Consider the following 26,204-nt stretch of genomic DNA (forward strand, 5'->3'; position numbering starts at 1 on the left):
GACCTGGACGAGCCGGTCAGACCGGCGGTAGTCGTCGGTTCCCGTGCCGCGATGGCGGGGGTAGTTCGGCGTACACAACGGCTGTCGTGAATGTGTTGGTGTGCCCTATGTCGAGGCGGTGACACATCGTCGTAACGTCTCGGCAACTTGACCGTGACCCAGTTCACAGTCTGCCCCGTCAGGAGGCCACCGTGCGCCGCTCCTCGTCCACCCTCAACCGGCTGATCGGCGCGGTCGCCGGGCTCGTCCTCGCCGTGGCGGGCGCGATCACCCTCGCCACGCCCGCCCAGGCCGCCAGCCTCACCCAGGTCACCGGGTTCGGTTCCAACCCGGGCAACCTCGCCATGTACGCCTACCGGCCGGACAACCTGCCGGCCAACTCCCCGGCCGTGGTGCTGCTGCACGGGTGCGTCCAGAACGCCTCCGGCTACTTCACCAACTCGGGTTGGCAAAAGTACGCCGACCTGTGGAAGTTCACCCTGATCGTCGCCCAGCAGCCCTCCGGCAACAACGCCAACTCCTGCTTCAACTTCTTCGAGGCCGGCGACACCGCCCGAGGTCAGGGCGAGGCGCTGTCGATCAAGCAGATGGTCGACCACGCCAAGGCGACCTACGCGGTCGACGGCTCCCGGGTCTACGTCAGCGGCCTGTCGGCGGGCGGGGCGATGAGCGCGGTCATGCTGGCCACCTACCCGGACGTCTTCGCCGCCGGATCGATCATCGCGGGCATCCCGTACCGCTGCGCCACCAGCATGGTCAACGCGTTCAGCTGCATGAACCCGGGTACGGACAAGACGCCGGCGGCCTGGGGAGACCTGGTCCGTGGGGCCTACTCCGGCTACACCGGCCCGCGCCCCCGCGTCGCCATCTGGCACGGCACGTCGGACACCACTGTGACGCCGCTCAACGGCACCGAGTCCCGCGACCAGTGGACCAACGTGCGGGGGATCTCGCAGACGCCGACCAGCACGTCGTCGCTGCCGGGCAACACCAGCCTCGAGGTGTACGGCAACGACGAGGTACGCCTGTACCGGGTCTCCGGGATGGGCCACGGGACGCCTGTCGACCCGGGTCCCGGTGCGGACCAGTGCGGCACCGCCGCCGCGTACTTCCTGGACACCATCTGCTCGACGTACCGTGACGCGCTCTTCTTCGGCCTGAACAACGGCGGCACCACCCCGACCCCCACCCCGACCGCGACCCCGCCGGCGAGCCCGACCCCCACCCCCACCGCGACGCCGACGGCGAGCCCGACCCCGAGCACGCCGGCGACCTGCGTGACGGCGACCAACTACGCCCACGTGACGGCCGGCCGGGCGTACCAGTCCGGCGGCTACGCCTACGCGAACGGCTCGAACCAGCGCATGGGCCTCTACAACACCTTCTACACGAGCACCCTCAAGCAGACCGCCCCCAACCACTGGGTAATCGGCTGCTAACCCCCTACCGCTAACCCCCCGCCGCCGACCCCCTAGCGCTAACCCCCTACCGCTGACCCCCGTTGATCATGAAGTTATTGCCGCGACACGCCGACGAGGCGGGCAATAACTTCATGATCAACGCGGCGTGGTCGTGCTGGCCGGCACGGCCTCCGCGCCGTTTCAGTCCTGGAGGGCTGCCTTCAGGGCCTCGGGGAGGGTGGGGTGGTGGTAGGGGTAGCCGGCGTTCGACAGCACGCCGGGGAGCACTCGGGTACTGGTCAGGGCCTCGTGGGAGAAGCCGCCGAGCGCTACTTTGAGGGCCAGGGCGGGGATCGGGATGATCGCCGGTCGGTGCAACTGCCGGGCCAACTCGCGGGTGAAGTCGGCGTTCGTCACCGGGTTCGGGCTCACCACGTTGACCGGGCCGGCGATCTCGTCGTGGGTCAGCAGGAAGTCGACGGCGTCCAGCCAGTCCCGCATCGAGATCCACGGCAGCCACTGCCGGCCACTGCCCAGGCGCCCGGCGATGCCCAGCTTGAACGGCAGCAGCTGCGGCTTGAGCAGTCCACCGTCGCGGTGCAGGGGCAGGCCGGTGCGCAGCCGCACCACGCGTACCCCGGCGTCCTCCGCTGGCCGGGTCGCGGCCTCCCACACCCGGCAGACGTCGGCCAGGAAGCCCTCGCCGGCGGGCGCGTCCTCCTCGACCACCCGGTCGCCCGTGTTGCCGTACCAGCCGACGGCCGACGAGTTGAGCAGCGCCCGGGGTCGGTCGTCGGCCGGGAGACCGGCGATCGTCGTCGCGAGCGTGGTCGTGCTGTCCACCCGGCTGGTGCGGATCAACCGTCGGTAGTCGTCGTTCCAGCGCTTGTCGCCGACGCCCGCGCCGGCCAGGTTGATCACCGCGTCCGCCTCGGCGACCACGGTCGGGTCGAGCTGGCTGGCCGTCGGGTCCCACTGCCGCTCCCGGGGGTCGCGCGGCGCGCGGCGTACGAGCCGGGTGACCTGGTGCCCGTCGGCGGTGAGCCGGTCGCCCAGCCGGGTGCCGAGGAAGCCGGACGCGCCGGCCATGAGGATCCGCATGCCCTCATCTTCGCCGAAAACCCCACCCGTGGACGCGCCCCGGCTCCACTCCTCGCCGATCTTGCACTTTGTGTCGCCGTTATGCCGGGCATGGCCCGTTTCGCCGCGACAGTAAGTGCAAGATCGGCGAGGTCAGGGGCGTAGGTCCGGCGAGGTCAGGGGCGTGGGTCCGGTGAGGTCAGGGGCGTAGGTCCTTGAGGAAGCGCTCCACCTCGGCGTACGCGTCGGCGGGGAGGGGGCCTTGCTCCAGGGTGGTTAGGTTCTCCTCGGCCTGGGCCACGGTGCGTAGGCCGGGGATCGGCACCGTACGCGGACTGCGGGCGAGCAGCCAGCCCAGCGCGCCCTGCGCCAGGGTTCGGCCGTCGGAGGTCAGCGCCGCCCGGACCTGCTCGACCCGCGCCGCCCACTCCGGCGTCGGACGGCCGTCGGTGTACCACCGCAACCACTCGGGTGCCCGGCCGCGGACGTCGTCCGCGCCGAGGGTGCGTGTCGAACCGGTGAGCAGCCCCATCGCCAGCGGCCCCCGGTTGAGGCTCGCCAGGTCGTGCCGGTCGCAGACGTCGAGGACCGCCGCGTTGTCGTTCAGCACCGACTCGTCGTGCTGGATGGCGGCACAGCTCCTGCCGGCCGCCGCGAACGCGTCCGCCGAGGCAGGGTCGTCGGTGCTCCAGCCGTACGCCCGGATCTTGCCCTGGTCGACGAGGCCTTCCAGGGTGTCGATCAGGTCGAGCGCGGCGGGCGCCGGCAGTTCGTTGATGTGCAGTTGGTAGAGGTCGACGTGGTCGGTGTCGAGCCGGCGCAGCGAGTCCTCCAGGCTGCGGACGGCGGCGGCCGGGCTGGCGTCGGTGCCGAGCCACCGCCGGGTGGCCTCGTCGCTGACGTTGCCGAACTTGGTGGCGATCACCGCTGCGGACCGTCGGCCCGCGAGGGCCCGGCCGAGGACGCGCTCGCTGTGCCCGGCGCCATAGTTGCTGGCCGTGTCGAACAGGGTCACCCCGAGATCGAGAGCCCGGTGGATCGTCCGGATCGACTCGTCGTCGTCGACCTCGCCCCAACCGAACGGCTGTCCGCCGTCACCCCAGAGCGGACCGCCGATCGCCCAGCATCCCATCCCGATCGCGCTCACCTCGATGCCGCTGCGTCCCAGCGTGCGTGTCGTCGTCATGCGGACCAGCCTCCAATCTGGAGTGCGCTCCAGGTCAAGGGCTGGCTAGCATCCGGGGCATGACCGGTTACGCCCCTGCCGAGGCCGCCCGGCGCAGCGGCTTCAGTCTGGACACGCTGCGGTACTACGAGAAGATCGGCCTGCTGGCCGACGTGGGTCGCACGTCGGGCGGCCGGCGGGTCTTCACCGACGACGACCTGAGCTGGCTGTTGCTGTTCCGCTGCCTGCGGGACACCGGCATGCCGATCGCCCAGATGTGCCGGTACGCGTCGCTGGCCCGCGCCGGTGAGCACACCGTCGACGAGCGGCGCGAGTTGCTGCAACTGCACGCGGCGCAGGTCGAGGAGCAGATGCGCCTGCTCCAGCGCCAGTACGACCATCTGCGGGAGAAGATCCGCTTCTACGAGCGGTTGCCGGGCGCGCCCGCTCCCGACGAGGGCCGGTGATCGCGGGCCGACCCGGCGCGGGATTCGCTCCGTTGCGCCGATGTGGGGGTCTCCCCGGCGGGCGACGCCGCCACATCGGCGACCGGGAGGCATCCCGGCTCAGTCGGCCGGCGCGGTCAGGCCGAGCAGCTGCTTGGCTGTCCCGGGCCGGCCGGCGAGCGCGTTCAACGCGCTGACCAGCCGCTTCTCCTCGTAGCGGAAGTGTGTTTCCAGCAGGGCGGCCAACCCGTCCAGCTCGGCGCGTACCTGAGCGGTCGGCAGCGGCCGGTCGTCGCCGAGCAACTCCTCGACCCGCGCGAGGATCCCCGCCACCACCTCGTGGTCGACGATCAGGTTGGCCAGGACCGGGCGTAGCTCGGGCACCTCGTCGGCGAGGACCCGGAACGCGCCCGCGTCCTCACCGGTGTGGTGGCGGCCGAGCGCGGCGCAGAAGCTCAGGCAGTGGGCCCGTAGGTCCCGCGAGGGGGTGTCGAGGTCGGCCCGGAGGCGGGCCAGTTCCGCGCGGAGCCAGAGGTGGATCTCGATCATCTGATTGCCGACGGCGGCGAGCCGGTCGGCAGGTGAATTCGTCGGGTGCACGTACATCCCATGCTGTCCCGCGCCTCCATGCCCTCGGCGGCCATCGTGCCGGGTACACCGCGACGCTGTCCGCAGTCTAGATCGACGTCGTCAGGGCGTGGTCGGCTCGTCGGGCTCCCGGACGTCGTGCCAGCGGGCACGCCACGCCGCCTCGTGCGCCTCGTGCGTCGTCCGTTCGTGGAAGACCGCGGCCCGCAACGCGTGCCGGGAGCCCGACATCGTCAGCACCTCGACGGCCACCAGCCCGACGCAGATCACGGTGGCCAGGGTGAGAACTCCCAGCGCCGGCAGGTGCAGGCCGATCGGCAGGGCCGCCGTGAGCGTCAGGATGACGCCCACGCGGGTCCAGGTGACGGTGTGCAGGGTCCGCAACTGGAACAGCATGTTGACGGCGAAGTAGGTGATCAGACCGCCGAAGAGCATCGGCACCGCCGGCCCTTCGATCTTCTCCGCGATACCGCCGGCCGGGTCGGTGATCTTGTGCAGGATCTCCTCGTTGCCGATGGAGAAGAGGATCACCCCGGCGATCATCGGCAGGTAGAGGTACGCGTACGCGTCGCGGGCCATCGCCACCCGGGGAGCGCCCTCCGCCGCGTGCAGGGCGATCCGGGCGGCCGGCCCGACGAAGTCGAAGTGCGCCCACCAGAGAGCGGCGGTGATCACGATGCCGAGCGCGGCGGCGGCCACCGCCGGCCAGGTGACAGGCTTGCCGAGCAGGTTGCCGCCCACTCCGGTGGAGATGATCGACTCGCCGAGCGCGATGATCAGGATGAGGTCGTAGCGCTCGGTCCAGTGCTCCGCGCTGGTTACCCCCCAGCCCCAGGTGCCGACGATGAAGCCGGTGGCGTACTGCACCACCACCACGGCGATCCACAGCCCGTCGCGGACCAGGGCGGCTCGGTCGGGATCGGTGATCTCCGGCGGAATCAGCGCGGCGGCCAGCAGCAGCACGATGCTCACCGCCAGCTCCGGGGCGAACCGTCGGAGCTGGCGTCGCTCCTGCGGGCTGTCCCGCACCACGTGCTGGTACAGGAACATGTGCACGGCCCGGACCACGACGTAGCTGATGGCCACCAGCATCGGGCCGGCGGCGCTGCCCTTCGGGTCGCTGAACGCCTGCGGCAGCCCCAGCGCGAACGCGAACAGCGCGACCATCGAGACGACCATCAGCGCCGGTACGTAGCCCTCGCCGAGCCGTACCCGGGTGGCGACCAGGCTGTGCACCACCCAGATCCACCAGAGCACGGCGAGCACCAGGGCGGCGTGCAGCAGTTGGCGGCCGGAGATGTTCGCGGCGGTCGCGCGGGTGATGATGAAGAAGGAGAAGACGAAGACCAGGTCGAAGAAGACCTCGAACTTGTCCACCCGGGCACCGGGCGCGATGGGGACGGCCGGTCCCAGTTGTCCACGCCCCCGGTAGCCGCCCACGGTCCCACTCTGGCAGCGTGTGGCCTGGTGGGAGGACGGAACGGGTCAGCCCGCGTCCGGTGGCCGCAGGCCGTCCATCAGCAGGTCGAGCAGCCGGTCGGCCTGGGCGCGCTCTCCGGCGGCCAGGGAGATCCCGCTGAGGCCGGCCAGGACGTCACCGGCGGCGACGTCGCCCCGGACGCTGCCCGCCGCCGCGCCCGCGCCCAGCAACCGGCCGAGCGCGGCCAGTAGCAGGTCCCGGCTCTGGGCGTACGGGTTGGCGCCGGTTGCGATGACGAGGCGCAGCGCGTCCGCCATGCCCCGCTTGGTGGCGAGGTAGTCCGTGAAACGCGACATCCACTCCCGTAGCGCCCGCTCGGGCGGCAACCGGTCCAGCAGTTGCGGCGCGGCGTCGCAGAGCCGAGCCAACTCGTTGCGGTATGCCGCCTCGACCAGCGCCTCGCGGGTGGGGAAGTGGCGGTAGAGGGTGCCGATGCCCACCCCTGCCGCGCGGGCGATGGCGTCGAGCGTTACCTCCGGCCCGGGGCGGGAAAACGCCTGCACCGCGGTCTGCAGCAGCCGTTCGCGGTTGCGCAGCGCGTCCGCCCGCAGCGGGCGGGGGTTGGTCTCCGGCAACGTCTCCTCCTCGCCGGGCAGGTGCCACGGACAGGACATGGCAAGCGGAGGGAACTCCGGTTAGTCTCGACCGCAGCGGAGGATCCTCCGCTTCCATCGTACCGGCGGGCCGACCGGCCCGCCCCAGCCTGGACAAGGATGGATCATGACGACGAGCAACCCGATCACCACGTCGTTCGCCCACGACTCCACCGCGATGGACGTGATCCGGGGCGTGGACCTGGTCGGCCGGCGGGCGATCGTCACCGGCGGGTCGTCCGGCATCGGCGTGGAGACCGCCCGTGCCCTGGCCAGCGCCGGCGCGGAGGTCACCCTGGCCGTCCGCAACCCGGACGCCGGCCAGAAGGCCGCCGACGACATCACCGGCACCACCGGCAACGACCACGTCCTGGTCGCCCCGCTCGACCTCGCCGACCAGGGTTCGGTCGCCGACTTCGTCGCCAACTGGGACGGCCCACTGCACATCCTGGTCAACAACGCCGGCATCATGGCCGCGCCCCTGAGCCGCACCCCGCAGGGCTGGGAGATGCAGTTCGCCACCAACCACCTCGGGCACTTCGCGCTCGCCACCGGGCTGCGCCCGGCGCTCGCCGCCGCCGACGGGGCCCGGATCGTCTCGGTCAGCTCCGCCGCCCACCTGCGCTCGCCGGTGGTCTTCGAGGACATCCAGTACGACCGCCGCGAGTACGAGCCGTGGCAGGCGTACGGGCAGTCGAAGACGGCCAACGTGCTCTTCGCCGTGGAGGCGAGCCGCCGCTGGGCCGACGACGGCATCTTCACCAACTCGCTGATGCCCGGCGCGATCCGTACCAACCTCCAGCGCTACGTCAGCGAGGAGGAGCTGAACCGCCTGCGTTCCGGCAATGCGGCGGCGTGGAAGACCGTCGAGCAGGGCGCCGCCACGTCGGTGCTGGTGGCCGCGTCCCCGTTGCTCGACGGTGTCGGCGGACGTTACTTCGAGGACTGCCAGCAGGCCGCGCCCGCCCGGCCCGGCACGCGGACTGGCGTCGCGGACTACGCGCTGGACCCGGAGGCGGCCGAGCGGCTCTGGAAGGTCTCGACCGACCTGCTCAAGGGCTGACCCGTCACAACCGCGAAGGGCGCCCCGGTCATCTCGACCGGGGCGCCCTTTCGTGTTGCGAGGTGGATCAGGCCAGGCCCAGCTCCGACTCGAAGTTGCCGGCCTCCAGCCGCTCCTTGACCGCGCTCAGGAAGCGGGCCGCGTCGGCGCCGTCGATCAGCCGGTGGTCGTACGACATGGCCAGGTAGACCATCGACCGGACCGCGACGACCTCGCCCAGGTCCGGGTCGTTGACCACGACCGGCCGCTTGACCACGGCACCCGTGCCGAGCATCGCCGACTGCGGCTTCGGCACGATCGGGGTGTCGAAGAGCGCGCCCCGGCTGCCCGTGTTGGTGAGCGTGAAGGTCGCCCCGGCCAGCTCGTCCGGGCTGACCTTGTTGGTCCGGGTCCGCTCGGCCAGGTCGGCCACCCGCTTCGCGATGCCACCGAGGTTGAGGTCACCGGCGTTGTGGATGACCGGCACCAGCAGACCCCGCTCGGTGTCCACGGCGATGCCGAGGTGCTCCGCCGCCGGGTAGGTGATCGTGCCGCCGTCCAGATCCAACTGGGCGTTGACGATCGGGTACGTCTGCAACGCCTCGATGGCGGCGAGGGCGAAGAACGGCAGGAAGGACAGCTTGACGCCGTGCCGCTGCACGAACGAGTCCTTCGCCTGCGCCCGCAACTTCGCGACCCGGGTGACGTCCACCTCGACCACCGTGGTGAGCTGCGCCATCTCGTGCAGCGACTCCTGCATCCGGTTGGCGATCGCCTTGCGGATCCGGGGGAGCTTCTCGGTGGTGCCCCGCTTGCCGCTCGGCTGCGGCTTCGCGGCCGGCTTGGCCGGGGTCGCCGCGCTGGCGGCCGGCTGTGCCGCCGGAGCCGGCGCAGCCTTGGCGGCCTTGGCCTTCTCGGCCGCGTCGAGGACGTCCTGCTTGCGGATCCGGCCACCCACACCGGTGCCGTTGAGCGCGGCCAGGTCCACGCCGTGCTCGCTGGCCAGCTTGCGCACCAGCGGCGTGACGTACCCGGCTGCCTCCTCGCCGCCGCCCTGCGCGGGGGCGGACGGGCGCTGCGGCGCGGCCGTCGGCGCGGACGGCTGGGCCGCCTGCTCGGCCTTCGCCGGTTGCGCCGAGGTCTCCGCCTCGGCGGACGGCTCGTTGTACGACATGCCCGGGGTCGGCTCCTCGACCTTGGGCGCCGGCTTCGGCTCGGCCTTGGGCGCCGGCGCGGCCTCCGCCTTGGGCTCGGGCTTCGGCTCGGGCTTGGCCTGGGCGGGGGCACCGCCGGCCACGCCGATGACCACGAGGTCGGCGCCGACCGCGGCGGTCTCGTCCTCGGCGACCTTGATCTCCAGCACGGTACCGGCGACCGGCGACGGGATCTCGGTGTCGACCTTGTCGGTGGAGACCTCCAGCAGCGCCTCGTCCACCTCGACGGTGTCGCCGACCTGCTTGAGCCAGCGGGTGACCGTACCCTCGGTGACGCTCTCGCCCAGGGCCGGCATCTTGACCGCGGTGCCCTCGCCCGACGGCGCGGCGGCCGGAGCCGGCGTCTCGGCCGGGGCCTCGTCCTGCGCCACCTCGTCGGCGGTGCCCTCGGCGGCGGCGGTCGGCTCGGCGGCCGGCTCGACCGACTCGGCCGGGGCCTGCTGCTCCTGCGGCGCGGCCTCGCCGCCGCCGGTCGACTCGCCCTCACCGGCGATGACGGCCAGCTCGCTGCCGACCTCGGCGGTCTCGTCCTCGCCGACCACGATGCGGCTCAGCACGCCCGCCGCAGGCGACGGGATCTCGGTGTCGACCTTGTCGGTCGAGACCTCGAGCAGGGGCTCGTCGACCTCGACCGTGTCGCCCTCCTGCTTGAGCCAGCGCGTGACGGTGCCCTCGGTGACGCTCTCACCGAGCCGGGGCATGGTGACCGATACCGGCATGTTCTCCAGACTCCTTCATTCCCCTGGGGGATCTTCGCCCGTCGCCGGACGCCGCGATGTGGGTGATCAGGCGTGTACGTGCAGCGGCTTACCGGCGAGGGCCAGGTGCGCCTCGCCCAATGCCTCGTTCTGGGTCGGGTGGGCGTGCACGAGCTGGGCGACCTCGGCCGGGTAGGCCTCCCAGTTGTAGATGAGCTGCGCCTCACCGATCAGCTCACCCACCCGGGCGCCGATCATGTGGACACCGACGACCGGGCCGTCCTCCACCCGGACCAGCTTCACGAAGCCGGTCGTCTTGAGGATCTGGCTCTTGCCGTTGCCGCCCAGGTTGAAGTTGAAGGTCTTGACCTTGTCGGCGCCGTACTGCTCCTTGGCCTTCGCCTCGGTCAGGCCCACCGACGCCAACTCCGGGTCGCAGTAGGTGACGCGCGGGATGCCGACCTCGTCGATCACGGACGGGGTCTGCCCGGCGATCTCCTCGGCGACGAAGATGCCCTGCTGGAAGCCGCGGTGCGCGAGCTGGAGGCCGGGCACGATGTCGCCGACCGCGTAGATGTTCGGCACGCTGGTGCGCAGCCGCTCGTCGGTCACCACGTAGCCGCGGTCCAACGTGACGCCCTGCTCCTCGTACCCGAGGTTGGCGGTGCTCGGGCCGCGACCGACGGCGACCAGCAGCAGCTCGGCCTCGACGGTCTCGCCGCCCTGAATGGTCAGCTTGACGCCGTTGTCGGTCTTCTCGACCTTCTCGAACGGCTTGCCGACCTTGAAGTTGATCTTCCGCTTACGGAACGCCCGCTCCAGCGCCTTCGACGACTCCTCGTCCTCGGCGGCGACCAGCCGGGGCAGCGCCTCGACGATCGTCACGTCCGCGCCGAAGGACTTCCACACGCTGGCGAACTCGACGCCGATCACGCCGCCACCGAGCACGATCACCGACGACGGAACCCGGTCCAGGGTCAGCGCGTGGTCGCTCGTGATGATCCGCTCACCGTCGACCTCCAGGCCGGGCAGGCTCTTCGCATACGAGCCGGAGGCCAGGACGATGTTGCGGCCGGTGTAGCGCTTACCGTCCACCTCGACGACGTTCTTGTCGACCAGCTTGCCGGTGCCCGCGACGAAGGTGATGTTCTTCGAGCCGCCCACCAGGCCCTGGAGGCCCTTGTACAGGCGGGAGATGACCCCGTCCTTGTACGAGTTGACCCCGGCCATGTCGACGCCGACCAGCTCGGCCTTCACGCCGAACTGCTCCGACTCGCGGGTCTGGTCGGCGACCTCGGCCGCGTGCAGCAGCGCCTTCGTCGGGATGCAGCCGTTGTGCAGGCAGGTGCCGCCGAGCTTGCCCTTTTCGATCAGCGCGACGGAGAGGTCGAGCTGGGCGGCGCGCAGCGCCGCCGCGTAGCCGCCGCTGCCACCTCCGAGGATGACAATGTCGAAGGTTGCGTCGTTCGGCTCGCTCACGCTCAACTCCCAGGTCGCGTCACTGCATCGGGGGTCACGGAGGGGTCAGACGGGCACACCCCACCTCGGTCATCTTGTCACCACCGGGCACGGGGTGCGTAGTGAGGTGCCCAACGACACGTCATCGACACGTACCCTTGGCACCGTTGTCGATGACGTCAGGTGGGGGAGAGGTTCGGTGGGGTTGTTCCGGCGCCGGAAGCAGGCGCGTGTGCTGAGCCACGACCGAGCGGCGGATCGTGGCGATCTGACCCATCTGGAGAACTTCATCCGGAGCCGGCGAGGCGTCGAGGCGTTCATCGAGCCCCGGACGACGGTCACCGAGACCACCGTCATCCTGATCGCCGACGACGGGGAGTGGACCCGCCGCCGGATCGACGGCCCGGACGGCGCGCGCCGCTTCGCGTACCGGATGGGCATCCCGGTGTACGACGTCCGGCTGATGGGATACCCGCAGCGGATGCGCGACTTCAACGAGCGTCGCAAGCGCCGCCCCGACCAGTACTGAAAGGAGGGGCTCCCGGTAGCCGGGAGCCCCTCTCTTCGCACGCTGTCAGCCGTTGGCCGCGACGTCCTCGACCAGCTGCACGAGGGTACGGACCGGCACGCCGGTGCCCCCCTTGGTCCAGTAGCCGGTCGGCTCGCCCGAGTGGTAGCCCGGGCCGGCGATGTCGATGTGCGCCCACGACACGTCGTCCGCCACGAACTCACGCAGGAACACGCCGCCCTGGAGCATGTGCCCGGCCCGGTCCATGCCGGCGTTGACCTGCGAGATGTCCGCCACGTCGGAGTCCATGCCCTTGCGCACGTCGTCCGGCAGCGGCATCGGCCAGGCCGGCTCGCCGACCGTGTCACCGGCCACCTTGACCCGGTCGCACAGCTCGGGCGTACCCATCACACCGGCGACCCGCTTGCCCAGCGCGATCACCTGACCGCCGGTCAGGGTGGACGTCTCGAACAGGTAGTCCGTGCCGTCGGCGCAGGCCCGGGCAATCGCGTCGGCCAGGACCATCCGGCCCTCGGCGTCGGTGTTGAGCACCTCCACCTTCTTGCCGCTGAACATGCTGATCACGTCGCCCGGACGGTAGCTGGTGCCCGACGGCATGTTCTCGGCCATCGGCAGGTACGCGCTGACCGCCACGGCCGGCTTCAGCGCGGCGATCGCCAGCATCGCCGCGCCCACCGCCGCGGCGCCCGCCATGTCGGACTTCATCTCCCACATGCCCTGCGCCGGCTTGATCGAGATGCCGCCGGTGTCGAAGGTGATGCCCTTGCCGACCAGCGCGACCCGCTTGCCGTTGCCGGCGTCCTGCGGGGTGTAGGTGAGCTTCACCAACCGCGGCGGGGCCTCCGAACCCTGCCCGACCGCGATGATGCCGCCGTACCCGCCGGCGGCCAGCTCCGCCTCGTCCAGCACCTCGACGCCGAGGCCGGCGTTCCGGGCGGCGGCGGCCACGGCGTCGGCGAACGACGGCGGACGCAGCTCGTTCGGGGCGGTGTTCACCCAGTCCCGGCTGAGCCGGACCGCGCCGGCGACGGCCTGCGCGCGGGTGATCTCCGCCTGGGCACCCGCGTCGGCGGCGTCCGGCACGGCGATCAGCACCTCGGCCACCGGCTCCCGGCGGGTCGGCTGCGGCCGGGTCTTGTAGCCGGCGAAGCGGTAGCCGCCGAGCAGCGCGCCCTCGGCGACCGCCCGCAGCGCGGCCGGCGCGTCGGCGTCGTCGGGCAGTGGCAGGTTGAGCGCCACCTTCGGCGCGCCCGCCAGGGCTCGCACGGCCGCGCCAGCCGCGCGACGCAGCGTCTCCGGCGCCGGAGCGGCACCCGTCGGCTCCGGGCCGAGCCCGACCGCGACGACCAGCGGAGCCGTGACGGTACCCAGCGTGGCCAGCTTGATCACCTCGCCGGGGCCACCGGTCGCGCCGAGCAGCGCCAGCGTCTCGGTCAGCTTGCCGTCGAACGCCACGGCGATGCTCTCCGCACCGCTGCCGAGCAGCAGGGTGCCGGCGAGGCCGCTGGTGGCGTCCTGCTCTCCGGTCTGGCTGTGCACGCCGATCACGATCGCGTCGACGGCGAGCTCCGCCGGGTCGGTGTCGACCAGGCTCAGGGTGGTTGTGCGGGGGGATGTCACTGAAGCTACTCCGGGCGGGCCGGGCCGGTCGCGTCGTCGCGTACCAGCGGTGAAGGTCTCCGGCGGAACCTACCCGCCGGACGTCAGGGCTGTCCCGTCGATCACACCAACGGGGTCCCGCCGATGCTAACCAGCGGCGTAACCCCCGGTAAGTTGCCACCCATGACCGACGTGACCTCCGCCGCCGCCGCGACCCGGCTGCGCCGTTCCCCGCTGCACGAGCGGCACACCGCCGCCGGCGCCAAGTTCGCCCCCTTCGGGGGCTGGGAAATGCCGCTGGAGTACGCCGGCGGCGGGGTGCTCAAGGAGCACACGGCGGTGCGTACGGCGGTGGGCGTCTTCGACGTGTCGCACCTGGGCAAGGTCCGGGTGACCGGCCCCGGCGCGGCCGACTTCGTCAACTCCTGCCTCAGCAACGACCTGGGCCGGATCGGGCCCGGCCGCGCGCAGTACACGCTGTGCTGCGACGACGCCACCGGCGGTGTGGTGGACGACATCATCGCCTACCTGTACGCCGAGGACCACGTCTTCCTCATCCCGAACGCGGCGAACACCGCCGAGGTCGTACGCCGGTTGCGCGCCGCCGCACCGGAGCGGATCACGGTCACCGACGAGCACGAGGCGTACGCGGTCCTGGCCGTGCAGGGCCCCCGCTCGGGCGACCTGCTCGCCGCCCTCGCCCTGCCCACCGAGCACGGCTACATGAGCTTCGATGCCGCCGGCCTCACCGACGGCCTCGCCGAGGTGGAGTTGACGGTCTGCCGTACCGGCTACACCGGCGAGCTGGGCTACGAGCTGGTGGTGCCGGCGGAGCACGCGGTGACCGTGTGGGACGCGCTCTTCGCCGCCGGTGCGGCGTTCGAGCTGCGCGCCTGCGGCCTGGCCGCCCGGGACACGCTGCGCACCGAGATGGGCTACCCGCTGCACGGGCAGGATCTCTCGCTGGACATCACCCCGGTGCAGGCCCGTTCCGGCTGGGCGGTCGGCTGGGACAAGCCGGCGTTCTGGGGCCGCGACGCGCTGCTCGCCGAGAAGGCCGCCGGCCCCCGTCGTACGCTGCGCGGCCTGGTGGCCGTCGACCGCGCCATCCCGCGCCCCGGCATGACCGTGCACGTGGGTGACGAGCAGGTAGGCGTGGTGACGAGCGGCACCTTCAGCCCCACGAGGAAGCAGGGCATCGCCCTGGCCCTGGTGGACACGGACGCCAACCTGACCGACGGCACCGAGGTCGAGCTCGACATCCGAGGCCGCCGAGCCCCGGTAACCCTGACAAAGCCCCCCTTCGTAACCCCCTCAACCCACTAACCCCCCGCCCCCCGGCCCCCGGCCCCCACCCGGTTGATCATGAAGTTATTGCCAGGACACGCCGACAGCGGTGGCAATAACTTCATGATCAACGCGCTCGGGGCGGGGGCCGGGGGGCCGGGGGGCCGGGGGGCCGGGGGGGTTAGGGGGTTGGGGTGGGGGGTTCGCCGGAATCTAGGACTGCTTGGGTCCAGCCGCCTTCGATGACTCCGGTCGCGTCCAGGACCGCCCAGTCGACGACGTCGGTCGACTCGACCACCACCGGGGCGCCGATCCGTACGCTCTCGTCGGTCGCCGCGTCGCTGGCGCTGACGCCGACGATCCGCTCCGGGGTCTCCCACGACGTCACGCCCGCCCAGACGTACTCCGGGCCGTCGTCACCCGGCAGGCCGTACTTGACCACCAGTTGCGACTCGGCCGGCAGGTGGCCGGCGACGAAGCGGGCCCGGGCGTCGCCCAGCGCGGCGCGGGCGGTGGCTACCGCACGGCTCATCGCGTCACCCGAGCGGGCGTAGCGCACGTCCGGCTGGATGCCGGAGAACAGGGTCGCGCAGGCGGCGGCGTAGTAGCGCCCGTCCGGGCCGGGGTGCCCGGCCGGCGGGCGCAGGCTCAGGAACGAGTCGGCCTCCGGGTCGGTCGCCGGGTCCAGTTCCAGGCGCAGCAGCACCGGGGCCGTCGCGCCGTGCTGCTCCGGGTTGCCGTACGCCACGGCGATGTCGTGCCCGGTGACGGTGGCGAGCACCGGCAGTTGCACGAAGGCCGGCACCTCCTCGCCGTTGAGGCCGTCGGTCCAGTCCCGCAGCAGCCGACGGGCCGCCCCGGTCATCACCGCACCCCAGGCGCGGGTGAGGTGGTCGGGCACACCCTGGGTCTGCAACTCCAGCAGCCCGAAGCGACGCAGCCCCTTCGTGGTGAACCACAGCCCCTCGGCGTCGGACGAGTACGGCACCAGCACCCAGTCGACCAGTCGGATGCGGCCCTGCTCGTCGGGGAGCGAGCGCAGCGCGGTCGCCGGGTCGAGGAACTGGAGGCCGAAGACGTCCACCACGTCGCTGTCGACGGACTCGGCGACCGCCGCCGCCACCGCCCGTGCCGCCCACTCGTGTGCCGGCGGCCAACCGGGCCGGTACTCGGCCTGCACCACCACCAGGTGTGTCGCCGCCGCCAGCCGGGCCAACTGCTCCTCGGTGGCGCCGAACGCGGTGAGCAGGTCCGGCGGCAGCGCCGGGAATTCGGCGATCGGCCGGGTGTCCACGCTCATCAGCGGGCTGTCCAGCATCTGCCGGGCGAGCCCGTGCACAGGTTCGGCCAGCCGGCCGGTCAGCGCCGCCACCGCCGTCTTCGCGCTGACCTTCGGTAGCCCTGCCATCGGCACCAGGTAGGTCGCGCTGAGCGACTCCGGCACCGGGACGGGCAGGAAGTCGTCCGTGATGAGCATGTTCGTTTCCCCCGGTGGCCGCGCCGGTGTTGTCGAGCCGAACGCTACCCGGCCGCGCGTGCCGGCTTCAGCCGGACAGCACCACACCCAGGTAGACCAGCGTGGTGACCACCTCGACGGTCGCGCCGAGCACGTCGCCGGTGATGCCGCCGAGCCGGCGTACCACGTGGTTCAGCAGTGGCACCGCGACGGCCAGCGCGGCCACGACGGCGAGTGGCCCCTGCCACGGGCGGCCCGGCACCGCGGGCACCGCCAGCAGCAGGACGGCGACCGCGCCGACGGTCAGGGCCGCCGGGCCGACCGTGCCGGCCACCATGGCGCCCAGGCCGTCCGGCCGGGCCGCGGGCACGCCGCGCCGACACGCCACCGTGACGCCGAGGCGGCCGGCGGCGGTCGCCGCGACCACCGCCGCGAGGCACGCCGGCCACGACCGCCCGGCCAGGTCGGCGAGTGCGGCGGCCTGCACCAGGAGTACGACCACCAGCGCCACGACGCCGAACGGCCCGACGTCCGGCTTCTTCATGATCTCCAGGGCGGCGGCGCCCCGGCGGTACGAGCCGAGCGCGTCCACCGTGTCGGCCAGCCCGTCCAGGTGCAGCCCCCGCGTCAGCACGGCGGCGATGCCCACCGTGACGCCGGCGGCCACCAGCGGGGGCGCGAGCAGACCGGTCAGGAGCAGGACACCACCCAGGAGTACGCCGAGCAGCGCGCCGACGGCCGGGGCGAGCGCCATCGCCGTACCCGCCACCGGGCGGTCGATCCGCCCGGCGTGTACCGGCAGCGTGCTGAAGGTGGTGACGGCGAGCCGGACGCCCGCGACGAACCGCGACTCAGCCGGCACGCCAGCCCGACGCCGGCTCGTCGGCCCCGGTGCGGGTGGGGCCCGGCCCGGCCGGCTCCGGCTCGACGAACTCCGGGTCGGTGTAGTCGGGCCCGGTGTACGCGGGCTCGTCGTCGTACTCGGGTTCCGGCTCGTCGGGCCCGTCCGGGTCGGCGTCGCCGGTGAGCGACGGGTGGACCGGCAGTGCGGCGGCCAGCGCCAGCACCGAGCGCAGCATCGGCAGCGCGACCAGGGCGTTCGCACCTTCGCCGAGGTCCAGCCGGAGGTCGAGCAGGGGCGTGAGGCCGAGCACGTCGGCGGCCAACCGCACCGCGGGGTGCTGGCCGTGGTCGGCCAGCAGGCACCAGTGCCGCGCCTGCCCGGCGAGGTCACGACTGACCATCCCGGCCGCCAACCCGACCGGCCCGTCCAGCAGCACCGGCACCCGGCGGGCGGTCGCGCCCAGCAGCACGCCGGTCGCCACGGCCACGTCGCCGCCACCCAGCTCGGCCAGCACGTCCTTGGCACTGCGTGGCGAGCGGCGGGTGCGATGCAGGGCATCCCGCACGGCCGCGCAGCGGACCATCCAGGCCGCGTCGTCGATCTCACCGGACTCGGTGATCACCCGACCCAGCACGGAGGGCGGTTCCGCGCCGGCGGTGGCCGCCAGCACGGCCGCCGCCGCCGCCTCGGTGCCCGCCCCGCACGCACCCAGGACCAGCAGTTGTACGCCCGCGTCGGCCGCCTGCTCGGCCAGCCGCCAGCCGTAGCGCAGCGCCGACTCGACCTGCTCGCCGGCGAGCGCGGGCTGGGTCTCCATCGGGGCGGCGGCGGGAGTGTCCACGACCTGGAGGCTCGCGCCGGCCTCGGCGGCCAGCCGGGCCAGTGCGCCCCGGCCGGCGCGGGCCTGCGCGGCGCGCCGAGCCGACTCGCCGGCGACGGTGCCGGCGGAGGCGCCGCCCGCGTGGTCGCCGTTGAGCAGCAGCACCCGCACCGAACCCCAGGCGACCGGCGACGAGGTGCCCTGGGTGGCGGCGGCGAAGCCGACCACCCGGTCCAGGACACCCAGCCCCGCGCCCGGCACGTCCAGCGTCGCCAGCCGGTCCACCGCCTGCGGGCCCGCGTACTCGTCGGGCATCGGCAGCTCCATGCCCGGCTGGATGACCAGCCCGGTGGCCACCATCGGCAGCGCCATGGTCGGCGCGGCCCAGGGGATGCCCGGCTCCTGGTTCGGCGCGACCGGCGGGGTGTGCGTCAGGACCTCGGGGAGCTGTACCTCGGGCGTGGGCTCCGCGTCGCCGAGGGCCGCGTCAGCCCGACCCGGGGCGCCCTGGCTCGGGGCGGCGTGCCGCGCGGCCGTACGCACCGAGCCGACCGAGGCGGACCCGGTCGGCGCGGTGGCCGGGGTGGCCGGGGTGGCCGGGGTGGCCGGCTTCAACCAGGCGGGCTGGCCGGCGACCACCAGCACCACGGCGTCGCAGGCGTCCGCGACCGCGCGGTTGGCCGCGCCGAGCGCGTCGGTGAACGCCCGCCCCAGCGGGGTGGTCGGCACCAGCGACAGCCCCACCTCGGGGCTGACCAGCACCACCCGCGCCGCGCAGGAGCGGATCGCCTCGGCCAGCTCGGCGATCGTCGCCACGTCGTCGGCGGGCTGGTACTCCGGGTCGAGCAGCACTGTCACCCAGCCACCCAGGTCGTCCACGAGAAGCGTCTCGTTGGGCTCGGCGGACGCGAGCACGTCCGCCAGCCGGCGCGGCTCCCCGGCGGTCTCCTCGGTGGTCCAGCTACCCGGCCGGCGGGCGCGGTGCGTCGCCAGTCGGGTCGCCCACTCGGTGTCCTCCGGGTCGCCCTGCGGCGCGGTGGCGACGTAGCGCACCATCGGCGCGTCGGCGACCAGGGACTCGGCGAACTCGGATTTGCCGGACCGGATACCGCCGAGCACCAGGACCGTGTTCCACCCGTCAACGGACATGCCCGTACCTTAAGGCCGCCCGGGGTCGCTCTGCCTGCCGGCCCGGCGCTCGCGCGAAGGCCGTCCCGATCCCGACGCTCGGCGGACTCCGACGGCCCCGGAGGTGGGCGAGGGGCCGTTGCGCGCCGGGCCGACTACGCTGGCGGGGGTTCGTCCCACCGGGACTTCAGCGGCGAGGGGAGACGCGGCATGGCGTGGAGCTGGCGGTACGAGGGCACGGACGGCCAGACGGTCGAGGGACCGGCGGAGTCGTTCAGCAGCCAGGCCGACGCCGAATCCTGGATCGGTCAGACCTGGCGTGAACTCGCGGCGTCCGGCGTCACCTCGGTCGCGCTCGTGGAGGACGACCGGGTGGAGTACCGGATGAGCCTGCTGCCCACGGCCGAGTGATGGCGTACGACCGGCCGGGCGCCGACAAACTGGTGCTCGGCGTGCCGAGGGCGGCGTTCCGGCCCAGTCCGGTCTTCCTCGGCCTGGTCGCGCTCTTCGCGGTCAGCGGAGTGCTGGCCTGGAACGGCTACGGCAGCGTCCGCTTCGACGTGTTCCTGTTCGTCGTCTCCGGCTGGCTGGTGTCGCTCTGCCTGCACGAGTACGCCCACGCGGTCGTCGCCTACCGCGCCGGCGACCGGGACATCGCCCACCGTGGCTACCTGACGCTCAACCCGTTCAAGTACACCCACCCGCTGCTGTCGATCGTGCTGCCGGTGGTGGTCGTGCTGCTCGGCGGCATCGGCCTGCCCGGCGGCGCGGTGTGGGTGGACCGGCACGCCATCCCGGGACGGCTGCGGCACACCCTGGTGAGCCTCGCCGGTCCGGCGACCAACGTGCTGTTCACGTTGCTGCTCGTGCTCGCGGTACGAATCGGTACCACCTCGGGAGGCCCGGTCGAGTTCTGGGCCGGTGTGGCGCTGCTGGCGTTCCTGCAACTCACCGCGAGCGTGCTCAACCTGCTGCCGGTGCCCGGTCTCGACGGCGGCAACATGATCCAGCCGTGGCTCAACCCGCAGTGGCGCAGGATGTACGACCTGTTCGCCCCGTACGGCTTTCTTCTGCTCTTCGCACTGCTGTGGAACCCGCGTATCGGCGGCTGGTTCTTCGACGCGGTCTTCGCGGTCGGTGACCTGCTCGGTCTGCCGTCCTGGCTGTACGCCGCCGGCCTGGACCTGATCCGCTTCTGGCAGAGCTGAGTCGAGCTGACCTGAGGTGTCCGGTCCGGCCGGCGCGGGCGCGCCGACCGGACCGGTCCTTGGGTCAGGGTCGCTGCGCGGGAGACTCGGTCTTGGCCGGGTCCCGCTCGACGACCGGCTCGACGATCTCGTCGATGGCCTTGAGCAGCTCGGCGTCGAGCGTGACCCCGGCCGCCTTGACGTTGTCGTGCACCTGCTCGGGCCGGGACGCGCCGATGATCGCCGACGAGACGTTCGGGTTCTGCAGAACCCACGCCACGGCGAGCTGGGCCATGCTCAGGCCGGCCTGCTCGGCGAGCGGCTTGAGCCGCTGCACCCGGGTGAGCACGTCGTCGTTCATGAACCGGGCGATGAAGTTCGCGCCGGACTTCTCGTCGGTGGCGCGGGAACCGGCCGGCGGCGGCTGCCCCGGCAGGTACTTGCCGGAGAGCACGCCCTGCGCCATCGGCGACCAGACGATCTGCCCGATGCCCAGCTCCTCGCTGGCCGGTACGACCTCGGCCTCGATGACCCGCCACAGCAACGAATACTGAGGCTGGTTGGAGACCAGCGGGACGTGCAGCTCACGGGCGAGCGGGTGGGCGGCGCGCAGCTGCTCGGCGGTCCACTCGGAGACGCCGATGTAGTGCGCCTTGCCGGAGTGCACGACGTCGGCGAACGCCTCCATCGTCTCCTCCAGCGGCGTGCTGTAGTCGTACCGGTGGGCCTGGTAGAGGTCCACGTAGTCGGTACGCAGCCGGCGCAGCGAGCCGTTGATCGACTCCATGATGTGCTTGCGGGACAGGCCACGGTCGTTGCGACCCGGCCCGGTCGGCCAGTAGACCTTGGTGAAGATCTCCAGGCCCTCGCGACGCTCGCTCTCCAGCGCCCGGCCGAGCACGTCCTCGGCCCGGGTGCCGGCGTACACGTCGGCGGTGTCGAAGGTGGTGATCCCCGCGTCGAGGGCGGCCCGCACACATGCGAACGCCGCGTCCTCCTCGACCTGGGAACCGTGGGTGATCCAGTTGCCGTACGAGATCTCACTGACGAGCAGGCCGGAACGGCCCAGGTGTCGGAATTCCATGTCCCGACCCTAACTCCGGTGGATCACGATCGCCGAGCGGCGACTCAGAGCACGGGATTGGCGTCGGTCAGCAGCCGGTCGATCTCCTCCAGCACCGCCCCGCGATCGGGATGCACCAGGTCGATCAGTGACGCGCCCCGACGGTCGAGAGCGCCCCACCGACCGCCGCCGCTGACGAGGAACGCCACCGGGTGGATGACCACCACCGGGTACGACGGTGGCACCAGCACCGTGCCCGTGCGATCCACCACACCGCGCCGGCCGGCCACGTCGACGACCGCGAGACCCTCGTCGGTGAAACCGTCGACCGGCCCCGCGTCGGTCAACTCGGTGACGAAGGCGTGGTAGCGGGTCGGCACCACGATCCGTCCGGTCCGGTCGACAGCCCCCCAGCCCTCGCGCTTCACCGCGGCCAGGCCGCGGCGGAACGGCCGTACGTCGGCGAAGTTCGGCGGGACCTGCACCGCGCCGGTCGGGTCGATCGCCGTCCAGCCGCCGTCGGTGACCACCCAGGCCAGGCCGTCGCTGAACGGGCGCACCGCCCGGAACGACGGCGGGATCACCGTCGTACCCAACATGTTGATCAGCGACCACCGGTCGGTGTCCGGCCGCCGGACCCAGGCCAGCCCGTCGTGGAACGGCTGCGCCTCCGCGTACCGGGCGGGGACGACCACCTCGCCGGCCTGGTCGGTGTAGCCCCACAGCGGTCCGTCGCGGTCCGGCTGCGGGGGACGGTCACGGTCGAGCACCTCGTCCCGGCTCCGGAGGTACGGCCCGAAGCCGTCCGCCGATGCCCGCACGGTGACCGCGTCGAGGGCCACCCGCACCCGGTCCAGCAGCTCGGCGTCGGCGGCGCCGCGCAGGTCGAGCGCCCGCTCGAAGTGGTGGCAGGCCTCCATCAGCCGGCCCTGGTCATAGCAGGACCGCCCGGCGTGCTCGTGCAGGGCGGCGCGCAACCGGTCGGGCAGCTCGATCGAGTTGGCCTCCGCGAAGAGCTGGTCGGCCTCGGCGAAGTCACCTCGCCACCGTAGGACGTGAGCCAGTCGCGCCTGTGCCAGCGCGGTTCGGCGCAGCTCACCGGTGGCCTCCGCGTACGTGAGCGCGAGGCGTCCGTCGGCCAACGCGTCGTCGAGGTCGCCGAGGATCCGCGAGGCCACCGCGCGCAGGCTGAGCAGGCGCGCCCGGGCCCGGTTGTCGACGGCCGTGCCCAACTTCCCGGTCAACCGCCGGCGGATGGCGCGCATGCCGTCCGGCTCGGTCAGCTCCTCGCGCAGGGTCACCGGGTCCAGCCGCCAGCGATACGCGGCCAGGACCTGCTCCGGGTCGCCCTCGTCGGCGAGCGAGGGCCGCGCCGGCTTCGTAGCCGTGCTCGGAGGCGCCGACACGGGCACGTCCGTCTCGGACGGCGCCTCACGCGGCCCGGGGATGACGGCGGCGGGTACGGGGGTGGGTGTTGCTGGCGGTCCGGAGACGGGTTCGGCGGCGGGTTCCGCCGCGGCGGGTGGCGCGGGGACGGGTTCGGTCGCGTCGGGTGGCGAGTCGACGGCCTCGGCCGCTGGCGCGGAGACAGCTCCGGCCTGGGCCGGTAGCGCGGAGACGGGTTCCGCCGCGGCGGGGGGTTCGGGGGCGGCGGGCCGTTCGGCGGCCGTGGTCGACGGGGAGGTCGGTTCGGTGGCGGTCGGCGTGGGGGTGGCGGTTGGCGTGGAGGCGGTCTCGGCCGGTGCATCCGGCGTGGAGTCGGCTGTGGCGGACGGCGCGAGGGCGGGCGCGGGTTCGGCCGGCGGTGCCGACACGGGCGCGGTCGGCGGTGTGACCGCCGTCGACGGGGTGGGCGGGGGCGGCGTGGATGTCGCCACGGGCTCTGCCCCGGCGGACACCTCCGTCGGGGGCCCGGGCGTCGTGTGGGTCGTCCCGGTGACCGGCTCGGGCTCGGAGTCGGTGTCCGGTGTGCCGCTCGACGGGTACGCGCCGGCCGGCCCGGGCACCGCCGACGCCGACCGGTTCGACGAATCCGAGCTGGTGGCGGCGGTCGACGGTGCGTCCGGCGGGCCGGCCACCTCGTACCCGTCGTCCGCAGTGGACTCGCTCTGCCACCCCGGCGTCTCGCCGGAGCCCGGACGCTCATCCTGGTCGGATACCGGGGCGGTAGTCGTCCGTTCGTGGTCCACGTCGTCGAACAGGTCGTCCGACCAGGCGTGCGGTGCGACCGGGGCCGGAGCCGCTGGCGGTCCGGAGACGGGCGCTGCGTCGACGGGCGGTGCCGAGACGGGCCGGGCCGAGACCGGTGGTGCCGAGACGGGCCGTGTGGCGGTCTGGTCGGTTGGCGGTGCGGACACCGGCCGGTTCGACGGTGGCGAGGACGTGTCGGCCGGCGGAGCGGAGACCGACGTCGCGGCAGCCTCGACGGTGACATCGGGCCGCTGTTCGGCCGAAGGGCCGTCGACCGGCGGCTCGGCCGAACCGTCGTGCGCGTCCTCGGTCTGCGGCGGTGCCCCAGCCGGCCGGTCGAGCGGTGTTCGATCCCCCGTCGACCCGGGAACCGTCGCGTCGTCCGTCGACGTCGCGTCCTGATCGGACTCGACCGGCTGCGCGGCGGAACTGAACCAGGCGTCGGGCCCCCGGACCGGCGTCTCCGTCGGCTCCGGTGCGCTGGGCACGGACGCTTCGGAGGGCGTCGGAGGCACGTAGCGACGCGGCACGCCCGGGGCGATCGGGAGCACCGGCTCGACGTCGGGTACGGCCGACGTAGGCGTCTGACGCGCGGCGGGCTCGTCCGGCCGCTGCCACGTGGGCGGCGGCGCGGCAGGTGGACGGCTGTCCGGGCCGGGATAGCGCGGTGGCGTGGTGGGCCGAGCGTCCGTCGTCGACGCTGCTTCGGTCGTCCTGCGAGGCTCGGGCCGGGTCGGCGGCGCCTGCTGTTCGTCGGACGACGGGGGATCCACCGGGGCGGGCAGGAACTCCACCCGCAGCCGGGCGGCGGGCGGCCCGGAGACCGGAACGTCCGCCGCCGGGGACACCGGTGTGGCTGACACCGGCCAGTCGTGCTCGGAGCGCGTGGACGACGTCGAGGGTCGCCGCTCGTGGTCGGCGGGGGCGGGCGAGACGGGCCGGTCCCGTCCGGGAGCGGCGGGGGACACCGGGCGCTCCGGCGGCACCGGGCGAACCGGAGCCGTCCGGCCGGTGCCCGGCGTGGCGGGGGAGACAGGTGTGGGCGGGACCGGTGTGGCCCGACTGTAGGTGGGCGATGCGCTCGCGGCGGGGCGCGCCTGCCGTTCGTCGTACCGGGGCGGTTCCGCCGGGGGCCGCGCGGGGCCGGCCGGGGGCCGCGAGCCGACGCGCGGCTCGGGGTCGCGGTGTGGCTCGGGCCGGTAGCCCGGCTCCCGGGTGCGGTCGGGATGCACCGGGCCGGGCGGCGGCCAGGGCAGACCGCCACCCGAGCGGGAGTCGGGCTGCGGCCGGCCCTCGCGGTACGCCTCGTCGCGGTACGGCTCCGGCCTCGTGGTCTCGCGCGGGCGACGGTCCGGGTACGCCTCGGCGCGGGCCGCCGCCTCGCGGGGTTGCTGGCGGTGCGGGTCGACGTCGGGGCGGCGGCGCTCGTCGTCGCGGCGGGACTGCTCCGGCGGCTCCGGTTCGGGGCGGCGTCGCCGTCCGCCCTCGGAGGTCTGGGGCGGCCCGAATCCGTCCTCCGGCCGACGCTGCCGGTCGGTGGGCGCACCGGGACCACCCTCCACCCGCGACCGGTCATCGGTGACGCCCCGCTCCGACCGGCGAGCCTCGTCGGCCCAGCGTCCCGCGCGGCGGGCGTCGTCGGCGACGACCCGCTCCGGCTGTCGGGTGTCGTCGGAGCGGCGCTCCGGCTGTCGGGTGTCGTCGGAGCGGCGCTCCGAGCGGCGGAGGTCGTCGGGGCGGCGGTCGGGCTGACCGTCGGAGCGGGAGCGGGAGCGGCTGTCGATGGGCGCCCACTGGCCGGCACCCTCGGCGGCCCAGCCGTCGGTGGGGCGGCCGTCGGTGGGGCGGCCGTCGGTCTGGCGGCCGTCGTGGCTCCGGGCCGGTCGGGAGCCGTACCCGTCACCCGGCTGTCGCTCGTGGCCGACGGGCGGTCGATCCGGCGTGCCCCGTCGGCGCGGTGGCTCGTCCGGCTCGGTCACCCAGCCGGGATCGTTGCGCGCGGCCGGGGAGTACGGCCCGGGGGAGACCGGCGGCGCCATCGGGTACGCCTGGTCCCGGTCGGCCGGCTCGGGTCGGCGCCGGCGGCTGTCGTACCCCTCGGAAGCGGGCTGTTCGCGGTGCCAGGCGGCCTCGCGGCCGGGCACCCGGTCGTCGGCGGCGCGTCGGTCGGACCAGGCGGTACGCCGGTCCGACTCGGAGGAGCGGCGCTCCTCCCGACGGGGCGGCTCGGGAAGTGGCCGGCGGTACGGCTCGTGGTCGTAGTACGCGGTCTCGGAGCGGCCGTTGCGGGAGCCGTCGGTCGTCCGCTCGTCGCCACGTGGCCAGCCGTAGGACTCGCCCGGCTCGTCGTCCGCCCGCCAGCGGCCGTCGGGCTCGGCCGGAGGCTCGTCGGCCCAGGATCGGCCGAGGTAGGTGCCGTCCGGACGGGTGGGTGCGAGCGGCGGCACCTCGGCACGACCGATCGCGCTCGCCCGTCCGCGCGGCGGTGGGGGCTGGTGGGTGGCGCCGATGTCGCCGGGATAGCGCTGGCCGGGGAACTGGGGTTGCCATTCGGTGGTCGGTTCGACCACCCAGGACGGTTCGTTCGGGTCCCGCCACCGGTCGGTGTAGCGGCCGTTCATCCGGCGAGCCCGTCGCCACACCCGACCGCTCGGCCGCTCCCCGTCGACGGTGAGGTGTCCGCGCTCCCGCCCTGCTGCCGCCTGGGCGTCCGGTCGCCGCCTGCCACGCTCCGGTGGCCGGCTCGCGTCCGCTCGCTCACGGCGTTGTCACCTCGTTGCACATTGTCGCGCTGGGGCCTCGCGTGCCGGTCGGGTCGCCCGTTCCGGCAGGGCGTGGCTGCGGATGGAGGGTAACGGCGCGGACTCGCTCACCGCCACTGTGGCACCGGCTACGGGCGCAAACGTTATCCCATGGTTCCGGACATTTAGGTCGATA

Annotated in this window: 20 protein-coding genes; 7 read left to right on the forward strand and 13 right to left on the reverse strand. The window is 73.3% G+C overall.

The genetic code is table 11. The features are described from left to right. Window positions 1-191 precede the first annotated feature (191 nt). Entirely contained in the window at window positions 192-1,439 is a 1,248-nt protein-coding gene (locus ABZV06_RS25670) for a PHB depolymerase family esterase (protein ID WP_355624697.1), read from the forward strand. Between the two features lie 162 nt (window positions 1,440-1,601). Here ABZV06_RS25670 and ABZV06_RS25675 read toward each other — a convergent pair whose 3' ends face one another. Both ABZV06_RS25675 and ABZV06_RS25680 read right to left on the reverse strand, forming a co-directional pair. Further along, a complete protein-coding gene (locus ABZV06_RS25675; RefSeq protein ID WP_355624699.1) occupies window positions 1,602-2,501 on the reverse strand; it encodes a TIGR01777 family oxidoreductase in 900 nt (299 codons plus the stop codon). A gap of 178 nt (window positions 2,502-2,679) precedes the next feature. Next, entirely contained in the window at window positions 2,680-3,666 is a 987-nt protein-coding gene (locus ABZV06_RS25680; RefSeq protein WP_355624701.1) for an aldo/keto reductase, read from the reverse strand. Window positions 3,667-3,725: 59 nt separating this feature from the next. Between ABZV06_RS25680 and ABZV06_RS25685 the strand changes: the two genes are divergently transcribed. Further along, window positions 3,726-4,112, forward strand: coding sequence for a MerR family transcriptional regulator (locus tag ABZV06_RS25685; RefSeq protein ID WP_355241512.1), 387 nt, complete (start codon window positions 3,726-3,728; stop codon window positions 4,110-4,112). A gap of 99 nt (window positions 4,113-4,211) precedes the next feature. Here ABZV06_RS25685 and ABZV06_RS25690 read toward each other — a convergent pair whose 3' ends face one another. From ABZV06_RS25690 to ABZV06_RS25700, 3 genes are all read right to left on the reverse strand, one after another. Then, on the reverse strand, window positions 4,212-4,697 hold the full coding sequence (locus ABZV06_RS25690) for a hemerythrin domain-containing protein (protein WP_355624703.1): 486 nt from the start codon (window positions 4,695-4,697) through the stop codon (window positions 4,212-4,214). An 84-nt stretch (window positions 4,698-4,781) separates the two neighbouring features. Next, window positions 4,782-6,119: a low temperature requirement protein A gene (locus ABZV06_RS25695; protein WP_355624705.1), complete on the reverse strand. Its 1,338-nt coding sequence runs from the start codon at window positions 6,117-6,119 to the stop codon at window positions 4,782-4,784. Between the two features lie 45 nt (window positions 6,120-6,164). After that, window positions 6,165-6,773, reverse strand: coding sequence for a helix-turn-helix domain-containing protein (locus tag ABZV06_RS25700; protein ID WP_355241521.1), 609 nt, complete (start codon window positions 6,771-6,773; stop codon window positions 6,165-6,167). Window positions 6,774-6,879: 106 nt separating this feature from the next. Between ABZV06_RS25700 and ABZV06_RS25705 the strand changes: the two genes are divergently transcribed. After that, the gene (locus ABZV06_RS25705; RefSeq protein WP_355624707.1) at window positions 6,880-7,815 is read left to right on the forward strand and encodes an SDR family NAD(P)-dependent oxidoreductase; all 936 of its coding nucleotides are present in this window, start codon (window positions 6,880-6,882) and stop codon (window positions 7,813-7,815) included. Between the two features lie 67 nt (window positions 7,816-7,882). Here the strand turns inward: ABZV06_RS25705 and sucB are convergent, their stop codons facing one another. Both sucB and lpdA read right to left on the reverse strand, forming a co-directional pair. After that, complete coding sequence (sucB, locus tag ABZV06_RS25710; RefSeq protein WP_355624709.1) at window positions 7,883-9,727, reverse strand: 2-oxoglutarate dehydrogenase, E2 component, dihydrolipoamide succinyltransferase; 1,845 nt, start codon at window positions 9,725-9,727, stop codon at window positions 7,883-7,885. A 66-nt stretch (window positions 9,728-9,793) separates the two neighbouring features. Continuing rightward, window positions 9,794-11,185 carry a dihydrolipoyl dehydrogenase gene (gene lpdA, locus ABZV06_RS25715; RefSeq protein WP_355624711.1) on the reverse strand — a complete coding sequence of 464 codons (1,392 nt, stop codon included), beginning with the start codon at window positions 11,183-11,185 and terminating at the stop codon, window positions 9,794-9,796. A 178-nt stretch (window positions 11,186-11,363) separates the two neighbouring features. Between lpdA and ABZV06_RS25720 the strand changes: the two genes are divergently transcribed. Continuing rightward, entirely contained in the window at window positions 11,364-11,693 is a 330-nt protein-coding gene (locus tag ABZV06_RS25720) for a hypothetical protein (protein ID WP_355241531.1), read from the forward strand. A 45-nt stretch (window positions 11,694-11,738) separates the two neighbouring features. Here the strand turns inward: ABZV06_RS25720 and ABZV06_RS25725 are convergent, their stop codons facing one another. Then, window positions 11,739-13,313 carry a leucyl aminopeptidase gene (locus ABZV06_RS25725; protein WP_355624713.1) on the reverse strand — a complete coding sequence of 525 codons (1,575 nt, stop codon included), beginning with the start codon at window positions 13,311-13,313 and terminating at the stop codon, window positions 11,739-11,741. Between the two features lie 162 nt (window positions 13,314-13,475). On the opposite strand from ABZV06_RS25725, the gene gcvT reads away from it, so the two are divergent. After that, window positions 13,476-14,618 carry a glycine cleavage system aminomethyltransferase GcvT gene (gcvT, locus tag ABZV06_RS25730; protein ID WP_355624715.1) on the forward strand — a complete coding sequence of 381 codons (1,143 nt, stop codon included), beginning with the start codon at window positions 13,476-13,478 and terminating at the stop codon, window positions 14,616-14,618. 142 nt (window positions 14,619-14,760) lie between these two features. On the opposite strand, the gene ABZV06_RS25735 is transcribed toward gcvT, so the two are convergent. The 3 genes from ABZV06_RS25735 to ABZV06_RS25745 form a co-directional block, all read right to left on the reverse strand. Next, window positions 14,761-16,056, reverse strand: coding sequence for a DUF2314 domain-containing protein (locus ABZV06_RS25735; protein ID WP_355236361.1), 1,296 nt, complete (start codon window positions 16,054-16,056; stop codon window positions 14,761-14,763). 67 nt (window positions 16,057-16,123) lie between these two features. Beyond that, window positions 16,124-16,897, reverse strand: coding sequence for an adenosylcobinamide-GDP ribazoletransferase (locus ABZV06_RS25740; RefSeq protein ID WP_355624717.1), 774 nt, complete (start codon window positions 16,895-16,897; stop codon window positions 16,124-16,126). Then, a complete protein-coding gene (locus ABZV06_RS25745) occupies window positions 16,887-18,848 on the reverse strand; it encodes a bifunctional adenosylcobinamide kinase/adenosylcobinamide-phosphate guanylyltransferase (RefSeq protein ID WP_355624719.1) in 1,962 nt (653 codons plus the stop codon). The genes ABZV06_RS25740 and ABZV06_RS25745 overlap by 11 nt, the downstream gene beginning before the upstream one ends. A 189-nt stretch (window positions 18,849-19,037) precedes the next feature. Here ABZV06_RS25745 and ABZV06_RS25750 point away from each other — a divergent pair, with 189 nt between their 5' ends. Both ABZV06_RS25750 and ABZV06_RS25755 read left to right on the forward strand, forming a co-directional pair. Beyond that, entirely contained in the window at window positions 19,038-19,238 is a 201-nt protein-coding gene (locus tag ABZV06_RS25750) for a hypothetical protein (RefSeq protein ID WP_196918986.1), read from the forward strand. Continuing rightward, the gene (locus tag ABZV06_RS25755) at window positions 19,238-20,035 is read left to right on the forward strand and encodes a site-2 protease family protein (protein WP_355236371.1); all 798 of its coding nucleotides are present in this window, start codon (window positions 19,238-19,240) and stop codon (window positions 20,033-20,035) included. Before ABZV06_RS25750 ends, ABZV06_RS25755 begins: the two co-directional genes overlap by 1 nt. Window positions 20,036-20,099: 64 nt before the next feature. On the opposite strand, the gene ABZV06_RS25760 is transcribed toward ABZV06_RS25755, so the two are convergent. Both ABZV06_RS25760 and ABZV06_RS25765 read right to left on the reverse strand, forming a co-directional pair. Next, window positions 20,100-21,098: an aldo/keto reductase family protein gene (locus ABZV06_RS25760; RefSeq protein WP_355236374.1), complete on the reverse strand. Its 999-nt coding sequence runs from the start codon at window positions 21,096-21,098 to the stop codon at window positions 20,100-20,102. Window positions 21,099-21,142: 44 nt separating this feature from the next. Next, window positions 21,143-25,888 carry a WG repeat-containing protein gene (locus ABZV06_RS25765; RefSeq protein WP_355624721.1) on the reverse strand — a complete coding sequence of 1,582 codons (4,746 nt, stop codon included), beginning with the start codon at window positions 25,886-25,888 and terminating at the stop codon, window positions 21,143-21,145. Between the last annotated feature and the right edge of the window lie 316 nt (window positions 25,889-26,204).

This window comes from Micromonospora sp. NPDC005172 (genome assembly GCF_040608555.1).
In the GTDB taxonomy this organism is placed as follows: domain Bacteria; phylum Actinomycetota; class Actinomycetes; order Mycobacteriales; family Micromonosporaceae; genus Micromonospora.